Annotated in this window: 8 protein-coding genes; 2 read left to right on the top strand and 6 right to left on the bottom strand. The window is 40.5% G+C overall.

Annotation, left to right across the window (positions count from 1 at the left end; translation table 11 throughout):
• Window positions 1-45: 45 nt before the first annotated feature.
• The 6 genes from J8L86_RS08630 to ettA form a co-directional block, all read right to left on the bottom strand.
• On the bottom strand, window positions 46-3,828 hold the full coding sequence (locus tag J8L86_RS08630; protein WP_211029907.1) for an EAL domain-containing protein: 3,783 nt from the start codon (window positions 3,826-3,828) through the stop codon (window positions 46-48).
• Window positions 3,829-4,080: 252 nt separating this feature from the next.
• Window positions 4,081-4,554: an NYN domain-containing protein gene (locus J8L86_RS08635; RefSeq protein WP_144430148.1), complete on the bottom strand. Its 474-nt coding sequence runs from the start codon at window positions 4,552-4,554 to the stop codon at window positions 4,081-4,083.
• An 80-nt stretch (window positions 4,555-4,634) separates the two neighbouring features.
• Window positions 4,635-7,745 (bottom strand): multidrug efflux RND transporter permease subunit, encoded by a 3,111-nt coding sequence (locus J8L86_RS08640; RefSeq protein ID WP_211029909.1) that lies wholly within the window; start codon window positions 7,743-7,745, stop codon window positions 4,635-4,637.
• Window positions 7,745-8,866, bottom strand: a complete 1,122-nt coding sequence (locus J8L86_RS08645) for an efflux RND transporter periplasmic adaptor subunit (RefSeq protein ID WP_055023750.1) — start codon at window positions 8,864-8,866, stop codon at window positions 7,745-7,747. The genes J8L86_RS08640 and J8L86_RS08645 overlap by 1 nt, the downstream gene beginning before the upstream one ends.
• Before the next feature lie 293 nt (window positions 8,867-9,159).
• Window positions 9,160-10,332: a hypothetical protein gene (locus tag J8L86_RS08650; RefSeq protein WP_065108634.1), complete on the bottom strand. Its 1,173-nt coding sequence runs from the start codon at window positions 10,330-10,332 to the stop codon at window positions 9,160-9,162.
• A 579-nt stretch (window positions 10,333-10,911) separates the two neighbouring features.
• A complete protein-coding gene (gene ettA / locus J8L86_RS08655; RefSeq protein ID WP_065108633.1) occupies window positions 10,912-12,579 on the bottom strand; it encodes an energy-dependent translational throttle protein EttA in 1,668 nt (555 codons plus the stop codon).
• Window positions 12,580-12,767: 188 nt separating this feature from the next.
• Here ettA and glyA point away from each other — a divergent pair, with 188 nt between their 5' ends.
• Both glyA and nrdR read left to right on the top strand, forming a co-directional pair.
• Entirely contained in the window at window positions 12,768-14,024 is a 1,257-nt protein-coding gene (glyA, locus tag J8L86_RS08660; protein ID WP_055023752.1) for a serine hydroxymethyltransferase, read from the top strand.
• Between the two features lie 176 nt (window positions 14,025-14,200).
• On the top strand, window positions 14,201-14,650 hold the full coding sequence (nrdR, locus tag J8L86_RS08665) for a transcriptional regulator NrdR (protein ID WP_055023753.1): 450 nt from the start codon (window positions 14,201-14,203) through the stop codon (window positions 14,648-14,650).
• The last annotated feature ends 55 nt before the right edge of the window (window positions 14,651-14,705 follow it).

Genomic DNA, 14,705 nt, shown 5'->3' on the forward strand with positions numbered 1-14,705 from the left:
TATCTCGACAGAGGTTACTCAGTTCAAACCGTTGAAAATGCATATTTAGCCAACTTTGTTTTGCATAAATTTAGGCAGTAATACCGTTTCACCTGTTAGCATCTTATAAGCACTTTGGGTATTTACCGCTGGGCTGAAAATGTAACCTTGACCTGTATGACACTGGTACTGAATGAGTTTAATTAATTGCATTTCAGTTTCAATCCCTTCTGCGACAATTTGCATTTTTAGGTCATTACCTAAATTAATAATGTTTTTTAAGACCGCTTTTGCGGCTTCATTATCTAAAAAGCTATCGATAAAACCTTTGTCGATTTTTAAGGTATTTAATGGGAATCGGGTGAGGTAATTTAAGGATGAATACCCCTTACCAAAGTCATCTAAACTGAGTCTGATTTTTAAATCATGTAATTGGCTTAGCACCTTTTTAGCGGTTTCTACATTCTCAATCAAAAGTGATTCGGTAATTTCCAGTTCCAGCTTCTCTGCAGGGAAACCGGTTTCCACTAATATGGCTTCGATTTTTTCGCTAATATCTGGCTGAGATAACTGCACAGGGGAGATATTGACCGACACACTTCCTTTGAGCAAGCCTTCTTGGTGCCATTGATTTGCCGTGATACAAGCCTGTTTAATAACCCAATAACCAATTTCAATGATTTGACCATTACTTTCAGCTTCTGGAATAAACTTATCGGGTGGTATCAAACCTTTTTCGGGGTGGAACCAGCGCAGCAATGCTTCAAATGAACGGATATTACCTGTTTTAAGGCAAATTTTAGGCTGATAATACAACTCAAACTCATCATTGGTTAATGCATGTTGAAGCTGCTGTTTAATTGAAATTTTTTCTTGTAAGGCGACTGACAGTGCTTCATTAAAAAAGTAGGCGCTATTACGTCCTGCTTGTTTAGCAGCATACATCGCGGTATCGGCATGTTTTAGTAACGTCTTCGCATCCAGACCATCTTCAGGGTAGCAAGCAACCCCAATACTGGCAGAGCTCTTAATCCAATGTTCCTGTATTTGATAGCCTGTGTTAATTGCTAATCTTAGGCGTTCAATGATATTCACTAGCTGTGAAAGCTCGCCCGGATTTCGAAGAATAATTGCAAACTCATCACCGCCTAAGCGGGCTAATAGGTCATCACTTTTGAGGTTTGATGATAGGCGTTTGCTCACTTGAATAATCAGCTCATCACCTATGTCGTGTCCCATAGAGTCATTGACTTCCTTGAAGTAATCAAGGTCGATAAAAGCCACCGCAGCATGCTGATGTTTTTGATTCACAGTGGCTTCAAGTACAGTATTAAAACGGAATCGATTTGATAAGCCTGTTAACGTGTCGAAATTAGCTCGGTTTTTCAACTCTGTGACTTTTTGATAACGGGTTAACAAAAATAAAAAGGTCAATAACGCACACACAAGTACCAAACTAATGATGGCGAAATACCACCAGGGTTTTTTAATGCTGAATGAAAGCTCTGCAATTAACGGACTCCAAATACCATCGCTATTACTGCCTTGCACGACAAAACGATAATCACCTGCATGAAGGTTGGTATAGGTTGCTGTGGAAATGTTTTGCGAGTATATCCAGCGTTCATCAAAGCCATGCAGTTTATATCGATATTGGTTTTTTTGCGGCGCATTAAAATCCAGTGCAGCGAATGAAAATTGCACCATATTTTGTTCATAGTCTAAGGTCAATGCATCAATACTATGGTTACTGTTTAAGTGGATGTATTCTTCATTGGCAATTAATGCCGATGTTATATGAACCTGTGGGGAAAATTGGTTACTTTTAATTGCTCGTGTATCAATTTTAAAGGCACCGTTGTTTGTACCTATATACAACTCATCTTTTTGAAATGCGATGGCAGCATCTGAAAAAGAGCTATCTTTGTGATTGATAGCACTAGGAAATTTAGTGATTTTTTGAGTTTCGATGTGCATCTTGGCGAATTTAGATTGTGTCGTGATCCACAAATGCCCTTGACCATCGCCAGTGACACCTTTAAGAGTATTCGAAGCTAAACCATCTTCTTTAGTAATATATTCAAGTTGTAAATCGTCACTCCAGAAGTCACTCACTTCAATTTTGACCAGGCCTAGACCTTGGCTTGCGACCCAAACAGTATTGTTCTCATCTTGATATATTTTAACGGTACGAATATTTTGCGCTTCACTACCTAAAGGAAGGTGTTTGACTTCGTAGGTTTGTGTATTGACTCGGTATATAGCATTGGTTGTCGCTAGCCATAGCTCGCCATTATGGAGAAGCTGCTTATCAAAGGTGAAGTTTCCACCCGCGGCATAAGAATTATCATTGTGATGCAGCAGCTGCTTTAGTATCCCTTTGTCAGGGTTAAATAAAATGAGCCCTACATCAAGGTAGCCTGTGATCCATGCGTTGCCATGATTATCAGGCAGTGCTAAATAAAATTCGCTTTCAGGCAAACCATGAGGGTTATCTTTAGCATTACTGAAGTGGCGTAAACGTTCTGTATCAATATCATATACTGTCAAACCATCTGCTTGGGAAATCCACATGGTATTGGCGTCATCGATTGTTGCACTATAAATCATCGAAGGGGTTAACTCAGAAATAGGCTGCAAAGAGATTAAATCTTTATTTAACCTTAATTTATCTATACCTTTTGTCGTGCTTATCCAAGTATTGTTATCTTTATCAAAATCGAACCAATAGACCATATTTCCGGATAATTCAGAGCTAATCGGTTTTGGTCTGTATAAACGTGTTCCTTGTTTAAAATTAGAATACAACGATGCGCCATTACCAGTACCAAACCAAACCCCACCAGACTGATCAACCATTACAATCGGGACATAATCACTTGGCATCGAATTAGGATTAAATGCTTCATGAGTCAGGTGTGAAAAGCTCATGGTGTCTAATGTAATGCGGCTAGCGCCTTTACCGTGTGTTACCCATAGCGTGTTGTCGTCTTTAAAGGTGAAGCTTTGAATGTGATTGGATGGGAGCTGCTGATTACTCGGGTTATCCTTATTGAAATGGATATTGTTGATGCTGCGAGTTTCTAAGTTGAGTTTGAATAATCCATTTCGATAGCTACCGAGCCATATTTCGCCATTCTTGGCTTTTTTGGCGCCATAGAACATGACCGGGTCTAGTTGCTTTGCAAGTTCGCCTTCAAACTTCACTATTTCGAGTTGATCCGATTGGGTGTTGAGTGTGGCTAAGCCGTAGTCAGTGACGGCCCAAATAGTGCCATTGTGATCGCTAAAAACTCCGCTGACTGAGGTTTCGTATGCTTGATTTTCATCAAATAATGAGTAGGCAGTGAACTGTTTGTTTTGCGGGTTATATTGGGTTAGTCCTGAACCGGTGCCAAACCATAGTAAGCCATTTTCTTGTTCATAAATTTCTATGATCCAACTCGAACCTAAACTGGACTGGGTGGAAATCATGTTATGAATGATGATTTCATTGTCTTGGGTTAACTGGTTTAAGCCATCTTCGGTAGCTATCCAAATATTGCCACTACGATCTTCATGGATTTTGGTGATGTAGTTGTTGGATATGTGGGTCTTGTCAGATTCAGAGAACTGAAAATTGGTAAAGTTAACCCCATCATAGCGACTGGCTCCAGTATCGGTACCAAACCAAATAAATCCATCACGTTGTTGATACAGCGTGGTAATGCTAGAGGACGGCAGGCCATCACTAATCGTAAGGGTTTCCAGCTGAAATTGCTCAGCCTGAGCGTTTTGGGGTGACAGAGAAACAGCAAAAAAAATAGCCACAATAGAGAATAAAAGCAGATGTTTTAACGCTGATAACATTTAAAGCCCTTATTTTATGTGGTTATTATATCGTTACGCATTTTAACCAATTTTGTAAACGTATGTAATGCGGTAAAACAATACTTCTTGTGTGACTTTGTATCGGCAATCGTTACGTTTCTTGAGGAAATAGTTTGTTGAAATGTATTATTGCTCGAATTAGCAGCGGATTGTAAAGACTTTGCCCTGCTTAGACTGTTCTTTGTGCTACATAAGTGCGTTTAAGCAGGTTTGGTTGGAGGAGTGTTAGAGCTAAATTAAAAGCTGCTTATCGATAGGGGTATGATGGGAAATCACATCTAATAAAGATTTAGCGGTTAACTCTGTCACACTAATGACTTCGGTTTTACAGTTAAACTTTTGCGCTACTTTTGCCATCAGTAAGTCAAAGTCACCGTCACCAGAAAGCAAAATGACTTTATCTACTTGCTCGGCATAGTCTAAAACATCGATGGTAATGCCGACATCCCAGTCACCTTTGGCGCTGCCATCACTTCTTTGAATATAAGGTTTGAGTTTAACTTCAAAACCAATATGTTTAAGTGCATCTTGAAACTTAACTTGGCCATCGTCCGCCGGAGCGATGGCATAGGCAATGGCATATTCAATTTGAGTTGTATAATTGAGGTTTTGGAATAAGGCTCGATAGTTAAATGAACGCCCAAAGGCTTGTTTACATGTGTAATAGATGTTCTGCACATCAACAAATACGGCAACTTTTTCCATGTGACACCTATTATCCATTTTAATTAATTTAACTTGTTCAAGCAGGGTTTAGCCAAGGTAGGCTAAACCCTTAGAGCTAACTATGATTTGCTGGCTCTTGCTTTTTGTTGCTCAATAGCCAAATTAAGTTGTTGCTCCACAAAGCCAGGCGACTTTGTTGCCCCTGATATGAGTCGATACATCGCTGGGATGACTAAGAGTGTCACTAGAGTAGCAAATGCCATCCCAAAGAACACTACCGTACCGACAGCGATGCGACTTTCTGAACCTGCACCTGTCGATAATATTAATGGGATTGCTCCAATTAAAGTGGTGAAGGCCGTCATGAGAATCGGTCTTAAACGTCTGGCTGAGGCATCGATAATTGCTTGTTCTAGAGAGAGTCCTTTATCACGCAACTGATTAGCAAACTCAACAATTAAAATGCCGTTTTTGGTGACCATACCAATTAGCATGATCATGCCAATTTGGCTATAAATGTTGAGCCCTTGGCCGGTGAAATACAGTCCAAGGAATCCGCCGAATATACCCATGGGTACAGTAAACATAACGACCAACGGATTGATAAAGCTTTCAAACTGAGCAGCAAGTACTAAGTATGCGACTAATAACGCAAGACCAAACACGATGAAAACGCTGCTTTGGTTTTCCTTAAAATCTTTTGACTCACCTGTATATGAAATGGTGATATCGCTTGGCAGCATTTCAATGGCTTTCGCATCGAGAAAATCTAATGCTTCACCTAAGGTATATCCTTCGCCTAAATTGGCTTTTAAGCTGATGGACTTTTGTTTATTCAGATGGCTAAGTTTTTGCGCTGAAGCCACTTCATCAATTCGGGTGATGGTATCTAAGGTGATAAGGTCGCCCTTTGAAGTGCGCATATATATCTGACTTAAATCGGCGACACTGTTAAAGCTGTTTTCATCGCCTCGTAGGTATACATCATACTCTTCGCCACGCTCAATAAAGGTGGTTTCGCTGCGACCGCCAAGCATGATTTCTAAGGTGTCTGAAACTTCAGTGACACTCACGCCAAGTTCTGCTGCACGCTCACGATCGACACTAACTAATAGTTCTGGGGTTGTTTCAGCATAATCAAGATCAGCCCCTTCTAATATCGGGCTTAAATCCGCTTCTTGTTGTAGTTTTTGCGCCCAATCAAACAACTCTTCATAATCGGAGCCACCTAATACAAACTGTACTGGCTCACTTGATTTACCTCTAAAGCCTGGCAACATTGGGCGTACCATGACGTCAGGGATACCTTCTAGTGCTTTTGCGACTATCCCTAACGCTTGCTGGGCATTAATATTTCTGTCTTGCCATTCTTCCAGCTGAATAATAACAAAACCAGTCTGATCGCCAGCCCGGCCGCCAAATGCCGGAGCTTGAATACTAAATGATTTTATAACGCCATCACCTAGCATAGGTAATAGTCGCTGCTCAACGATTTCCATATTGGCAGACATGCGATTGTAGCTAGTGCCTTCGGCGCCTTTAATGAAGGCAAAAATAACGCCTCGGTCTTCTTGAGGGGCTAATTGAGCAGGTACTTGATTTAACAACCAGCCACTACCAGCCACGCACGCAACAATAACCAATGGTGCAGCTATACGGAATTGCACAGCTTTACTCACGACACGGCGGTATTGTGTTTCTAGTGCATCAAATAACCCGTCTACCCATAAGTTAAAACGGTTAGGTTTTACATTGGCTTTTAGCAATTTACTACCGAGTACAGGGGTAAGCGTTAATGCAATAAGCGATGAAAATAACACCGACATTGCTAGCATTACCGAGAACTCAGTAAACAGTAATCCAACCATGCCTTCCATAAATGAAATGGGTAAAAACACCATAACTAATACTGCAGTAGTGGCGACAACAGCAAAGCCAACCTCGCGAGCTCCTTTGTAGGCAGCAAGTAAAGGAGGTTCACCTTTTTCAATGTGATGGAAAATATTTTCAACGACCACAATAGCGTCATCAACAACCAGTCCGATGGCTAGGATCAGCGCCATCAATGTGAGAAGGTTAATTGAAAAACCGAATGAGTTAGCCGCAATAAATGCCGCAATTAACGAGACAGGCACAGTCACCGCAGGAATTAACGTCGCACGGACTTGGCCGATAAAAATATACAGCACCAATATCACTAATACTGCAGTGATAATTAAGGTGTTATAGACCTCATCGATTGAGCGAGAAATGAAAATGGTAGAGTCATAATCGACCACGAGCGCCGTACCATCAGGTAAGAAGTCTTGGATTCTATCGACTTCTTGATGAACCCATTTCGCGACATCTAATGGGTTCGCATCAGATTGGGCGACAATGCCTAAAGAAAGGTTAGCAACGCCATCACTTTTAAAGGTTGAGTTCTCGTTCTCTGCACCGATAAATACATCCGCGACATCTTTTAGGTAAACAGGTGTGCCATCGTCGGCAGTACGAACGACTAAGTAGTCAAAGTCCTCTGGGTGGTTATAGAGTCTTGCTGTACGAACCGTCATGACCGTAGTGTCGTTACGAACTTCGCCGCCTGGCGTTTCAACGTTTTCAGTCTTTAGTGCTGATACGATGTCGTTGGCTGACACATTACGTCCTGCCATGAGTTCAGGTTTTAATTGAACGTACATGACTTTGTAAAGTCCGCCCGTGATGGAAATTGAGCTGACTCCTGTGATTAAGTTAAAACGATCTTCTAATACTCGTTGGGAGTAATCGGTGAGCTGAGTTCGGTCCATCGTTGATGAACTCAGGTTGACATAAATAGACGGCTCGCCTGAGCCATTGTCTTTAGATACTACAGGATCGTCAGCTTCATCTGGAAGGCGGCGCTGAGCTCTCGCTACAGCATCACGCACATCACTCACGCCTTCTGTTAAATCCCAGCCAAGTAAAAATGTGACTGTAATGCGGGACATACCATTACGAGTGACAGATTCAATTTCATCAACACCACTAATACCCGTTAACTCATCTTCAATCGTGGTGGTAATTTGGCTTTCCATAATAGTGGCTGAAGCGCCACTATAGGTGGTCATTACCGTGACTACCGGATTTTCAACATCCGGCATTTCTCGAATCGACAGTTTTGACAGTGAGACTAGGCCAAATACACCCAATAATAAGCTGAGTACAATAGCGACAACAGGACGCTTGACTGAAACATCAGAAAGCCACATTAGCTTTTCTCCTGCTGGTTACTTTCTTCTGCTGTGTTTTCATTGGCTAGGCGCTCAGCTGTATTTTGCTGTTCAAGCACATCCACTAATACCCCATCACGCATGTTAACTAATCCTTGAACTACAACATGGTCACCAATATTTAAGCCGTCAGAAATTAACACTTCGTTGTCAATACGAGCGCCCAATGTTACTTCTGTGCGTTTTGCTATGTTGTCTTCGTTGATGATATACACAAAACGCTTTGTGCCAGAGTATTCAATTGCTTGGACTGGAATGACAGGTTCAGAAACTGCAGGGAAGTTAAGTACTGCAGCCATCATCATACCTGGCTTTAAACGGTTTTCGGGGTTATCAAACTGTACTCTCACCCGTAAGTTTAAAGTGTCTTGATTGATGCGAGAGTCGATGGCAATGATTTTGCCTGTAAATACTTGTTCAGGCCAAGCACGACTTTGTGCACTAACGGCCATGCCATTTGAAAGTAACGATAAGTAATGCTCAGGTACTTGTAGATCAAGTCTCATGCTAGATAGATCGTCAAAAGCAAGCAATTCAGTACCAACCGAAATCATCTTACCAACACTAAAATCAATTAATCCTGCTGAGCCTGAAAATGGAGCTTTAAGTGTGTGATAGTTTAGATCGGCTTGAGCGGAGGCAAGGCGAGCTTGAGCCATATCGACATTAGCGCGTTGGGCATCAATTTCAGTTTGGGTAATGGCATTACTTTTGATTAGCTTTAAAAACTCTTTCAATTTTCTTTGTTCATCAGCAAGGTAGGCTGCAGCCTCGGCTGTTGCGGCTTTAGCTTTCGCATTATCGAGCTGAACAATAGTTTGACCCGCTTTAATGTCTTGATCTGGTTTAATGAGAATATCACTGATTTGGCCAGCAACCTGTGAGGAAATAAACACGGACTGTTCAGCATCTAATTTGCCAATCAATGATAACGATTGCGATAACTCATGTTGATCAACAATGCCTGTTACCACAGGAATAGTTCTTTGCGGTTTATTGTTGCTATCGGGTTTAGATTTACTGGCCTGGCTAATACCACTAAATGAAAAAGCGGCGGCCATAACGCCACAAACAATAATAAGGAATGCTAATTTTTTCATTGATGAACTCTAAAAATGCCTATGCTGATGTGAGTCTATTTTAATAAAAAAAGCAGCATATAAGGGTAAAGGAATGTAAAGCGTAGCAGATAAGACTGTAACAAAACATGCTGATAACATTAGTGTTTAGTTATTGGATCTGAGTTGTGAACTCATGTCTAAGTTGGTATCAATTTTTTAACAGTTACCAGAGGGAAGATACAGTAAAGCAGGTTGATTCTTTAAATTGGTATGCTAGAAAACAAAAAAACCACTTAGTCATACTAAGTGGTTTTTTATTCTAATATGAGACGCTACAGTTTTGCTGAAGGTGTTCCATTAAAGCTTTCGTTTTGCTCTGTAGTCGATGCTTCAATTCCCATGAAATATTCATAGCTCTTGTTTGATAGGCTCATTTGAGGCTTATCTTTAGCTGCGACATTCGCTTGTTTAGGCTTCATTTTCATGGTTTGTTTTTTGGTTTTTTCGGTCTGTGGCAATGTCACTAAGTCATTATTACGAGATGTTTCGTTAAAGTTATAGTTGAAAACACCATTGCCTTGAATGAACTCAACACTCGACTTATCTTTCGTTTGATAAGAAGCCAAAATACCGTGTTGACCTAATGGCACTTCATGAAAAATCTCACGGCCAGTCCCAACTTTAACACCATCGACAAACCAATCAGCGGCGACATTACTAACTAATGTAATCATGGCTGATTTAAGGCCTAGTTCTTCATTAATCAGTGAGTCAATTTTACTGTTATATGAAGGTTTGAATGCCATCTTAATTTTATAGTTTAAGTTGCCTGACATATTCATACTGGCGTCGATGACGTCATATGAAAGTAAAACACTGCGCTCATTCAAAAAAGGATCAGTTTTGATTGTATTAGTCACAATGTAGCTTTCTGAATCTTTCAAACAATCGTTAATTGACTGAAATTTACTACATAAGGTTGAACCATCTAAATCAACTGATTGAACCGTGTCAGCTTTTGAAACATCAGCAATAACGCGCTTGGTGATTTCACTTTTAAGTGCGGCTAGTTGCTCATCTTTGTTTGTGCGAGTTTCATTAATGACATCATATTCTGCCATTATCGATTTGTATTCTCTCTTAAGCGATTTACCGTCGATATCATACTTGGTTTCAAGTTGATCTATTTTAAGGACAAGATTTTCTAAATCACGGTAAAAAGAACTTAGGTTAGCGCGTGACAAGATTTTAGCTGGTAACTTAGAAACCAAATGTTCATATTCAGTTTGCTTGCTTTTAATCTCGACACTTAAGGCGTGGAAATCTGATTCTTTCTTTTTGTGCGTTGACAATTTATCGTTGGCAGAAATGAGTAAATCATCAATATTATACTTTTGCTCAATTTCTTGTAGTTTTTGGGTTTCGCTACTCGAAATAATCTCTAAACCAAATGAGCTGCTGGCATAAAAACATAATAAAATAAAAGTAATTCGACTATATCTCACTGATTCCTCCATTTTTGTGTAATTGTTCGTGCATAGCCTTGTGCTACTGCAACTGGTCAACAGTAAAATAATCCGTCAATAATTTTATAGTACTTAAGTTAATTTGTCTTTACAAATAGATTGTGGTTTTTTGACGCTTTTTTACAACAAGCCAACAGTAGGGCGGTTTGACTGATATATTGTTACCTTATTATACCTGATGTTGCTTTATCCTCTTGTGCTTAAGTTATTGTTAATGTTCTTTAAAGAACCAAGTTTTTGTTGGCTGTGTTAGTTATATTGTTAACGCGAGTGAATAAGCTCAACAGAGTAAGTTAACCATGAGGCATTTAGAAATTTAACAAATTGCAGGTTTTCAGACAGTCGTCATTTTTATGACTGCCTTTATGGGTAAGTGGTTATTTTAGCGATTAGTGAAAGTAATGGCGGGTAAACATAAAAAAGTCCTATTTAAAGTGAAAACTCGAATTAACGAATTTCACCATCAATAGGACTTTTATAATGGCAATACAATCAACTGACTAAGGCTATTATTAAGTGATTAATTTTAGTCAGAATCAGATAATGATAATCCTGCGACTATTTAGCAATACGCTTGTACTTTAAACGATGTGGCTCAATGGCTTCAGTACCAAGGTGTTCTTTCAACCAGGCCGTGTATTCAGTGTAGTTTCCTTCATAGAAGTTAACTTGGCCTTCATCACGATAATCTAAAATGTGAGTGGCGATTCTGTCTAAGAACCAACGGTCATGAGAAATAACCATGGCACAACCAGGGAACTCTAATAACGCCTCTTCTAGCGCACGCAGTGTTTCAACATCTAAGTCATTGGTTGGTTCATCGAGTAGGAGTACGTTACCACCTGCTTGTAGCAGTTTGGCTAAATGAACACGGTTACGTTCACCACCAGATAAGGTACCAATGATTTTTTGCTGATCGCCACCACGGAAGTTAAAGCGCCCAACGTAAGCACGACTTGGGATCTCTGTGTTGTTGATACGCATGATATCTTGTCCATCTGAGATTTCCTGCCAGACGGTATTCTTGTCGTTCATTGAATCACGGAATTGCTCAACCGAAGCAATTTGTACTGATTCACCCACTTCGATGCTGCCGCTATCAGGTTGTTCAGCGCCTGAAATCATTTTAAATAATGTTGATTTACCCGCACCGTTTGCACCGATAATACCGACAATCGCACCTTTAGGAATTGAGAAACTTAAGTCATCAATCAACACTCGATCGCCATAAGACTTAGTTAAGTTATTAACCTCAATTACTTTGTCACCTAAACGAGGCCCTGGTGGAATGAACAATTCATTAGTTTCGTTACGCTTTTGATAGTCGTTGGTGTTCAATTCTTCAAAGCGAGCCATACGGGCTTTGCCTTTAGATTGACGACCTTTACTGCCTTGGCGTACCCATTCTAATTCTTTTTGAATGGTTTTTTGGCGGGCGCTTTCAGTTGCAGACTCTTGTTGTAGACGTGCATCTTTTTGCTCAAGCCAAGATGAGTAGTTACCTTCCCAAGGAATACCTTCACCACGGTCAAGTTCTAAAATCCAACCCGCAGCATTATCCAAGAAATATCTATCATGGGTAATCGCAACTACGGTGCCAGTATAATCTTGTAAGAAACGTTCAAGCCACGCGACAGATTCAGCATCCAAGTGGTTAGTTGGTTCGTCAAGTAACAACATGTCTGGCTTTTCAAGTAGTAAGCGACAAATTGCGACACGGCGACGTTCACCACCTGATAGCACTTCGATTTTTTCATCCCAATCAGGTAAGCGTAATGCGTTAGCTGCTCGGTCTAAAATTACATCTAGGTTATGAGCATCTTGAGACTGAATAATTGCTTCAAGTTCACCTTGCTCTTTTGCTAATGCATCAAAGTCGGCGTCAGGTTCAGCATAAAGTGCGTAAACTTCATCCAGACGAGTCAGCGCATTCTTAGCCTCACTGACCGCTTCTTCAATTGCTTCACGTACTGTTTGTGATTCATCAAGCTTAGGTTCTTGTGGCAGGTAACCAATTTTTAGGTCCTGCATCGGACGTGCTTCACCTTCGATTTCGGTATCTAAACCTGCCATGATTTTTAGCAAAGTTGATTTACCAGAACCATTTAATCCAAGTACACCAATTTTGGCGCCAGGGAAAAAACTAAGTGAAATATCTTTGAGGATTTGTTTTTTAGGCGGAACAATCTTTCCTACCCGCAGCATACTATAGACAAATTGAGCCATTTTTAAGGTTCTTTAGTGACCAATGATGATGATAATTCTACTTTATTTTTTGTTTAACTCAAATTTTGGATTAATCAAATTAAAGATAATTTCCAATGAAATTCATGTTCTAAATGCTGGGATTGTGACGCAGAGCAGAGTAGAATACCGCGCAACCCTATATATAAGAACTGCTGTTGGAGACACCAATGCTAAAGAAAGCTATGAATATCGCGGATTACGATCCACAACTGTTTCAAGCCATTGAAGATGAGACTCGTCGCCAAGAAGAGCACATTGAATTAATCGCATCTGAAAATTATACCAGCCCACGTGTTCTTGAAGCACAAGGTTCTCAGTTAACCAATAAATACGCAGAAGGTTACCCTGGTAAGCGTTATTATGGTGGTTGTGAGCATGTTGATATTGCTGAAGAATTAGCTATTTCACGTGCTAAAGAGTTGTTCGGCGCAACATACGCTAACGTTCAGCCGCATTCTGGTTCTCAGGCAAACTCAGCTGTTTTCATGGCGCTTTTACAAGGTGGTGACACCGTTTTAGGTATGAGCCTGGCACACGGTGGTCACTTGACTCACGGGTCTCATGTGAGCTTTTCAGGCAAATTATACAATGCGGTTCAGTACGGTATCGATGAAACGACTGGCAAAATCGATTATGCAGAAGTTGAGCGTTTAGCTGTTGAACATAAGCCTAAAATGATTATTGCTGGTTTCTCTGCATACTCAGGTATCATCGATTGGGGTAAATTCCGTGAAATCGCTGACAAAGTAGGTGCTTACTTATTTGTTGATATGGCCCACGTTGCAGGTCTTGTTGCTGCTGGTATCTATCCGAACCCGTTACCACATGCACACGTAGTAACAACGACGACACACAAAACACTTGCTGGTCCTCGTGGTGGATTAATTTTATCAGCATCAAACGATGAAGATATCTATAAAAAATTAAACTCAGCAGTATTCCCTGGCGGCCAAGGTGGTCCATTAATGCACGTTATTGCAGCTAAAGCCGTTGCATTTAAAGAAGCATTAGATCCAGAGTTTACGACTTACCAAGAGCAAGTTGTTGCCAACGCTAAAGTGATGGCTAAAACCTTTATCGAACGTGGCTATGATGTGGTATCTGGCGGCACTGATAACCACTTATTCCTGCTTGATTTAATCAGCAAAGATATGACTGGTAAAGATGCTGATGCTGCCTTAGGCAAAGCTAACATCACAGTGAACAAAAACTCGGTGCCAAATGATCCACGTTCACCGTTTGTGACTTCAGGTTTACGTATTGGTTCTCCTGCAATTACACGCCGTGGTTTTACTGAAACTGAATCAGTTGAGTTAACCAACTGGATGTGTGATGTACTTGACGATATTAATAATGAAGCCACGATTGAGCGTGTGAAGAATCAAGTGCTTGAATTATGTGCTAAGTTCCCTGTTTACGGTTAATACCTTTCAAGTATTCTGAAACAGGAACGTGATTGAGTAAGACTGGCTTTATTCAATTTATCTTGGCAGGATAATCTTATCGATAAGGTTAACCTTATAAAGTAAATAGGATAAACTTTAATGGCTGTAAGTACCGAGTACTTACAGCCATTTTCTTTTTAATTTCAGGAGCGAATATGCATTGCCCATTTTGTAGCGCGACAGATACTAAAGTGATTGACTCTCGACTTGTGGCTGATGGCCACCAAGTACGTCGTCGCCGGGAATGTACCGAGTGCCATGAACGCTTTACGACCTTTGAAGGTGCTGAGCTGGTGATGCCTAGAGTGATCAAACAAGATGGCACTCGTCAGCCATTTGATGAAGAGAAACTTCGTGGCGGTATGCTTAGAGCAGTTGAAAAACGCCCTGTTTCTATGGATCAAATTGAGCAAGCATTAACAAAAATAAAATCCACGCTTCGTGCGACAGGCGAACGAGAAATTGACTCTGCTATGATCGGTAACTTAATGATGGAGCAGTTAATGGTGCTTGATAAAGTTGCCTATATTCGCTTTGCTTCTGTTTACCGTGCATTTGAAGATGTGTCTCAATTTGGTGAAGCAATCGCTAAGTTACAAAAGTAGCCGCATTATCATTACTTGCCGCTAGCAAAATATTGCTTTTTATCGTTTTGGTGCA

Origin of the sequence: Shewanella sp. MMG014, assembly GCF_018100775.1 — a bacterium.
GTDB classification, from domain to species: Bacteria; Pseudomonadota; Gammaproteobacteria; order Enterobacterales; family Shewanellaceae; genus Shewanella; species Shewanella japonica.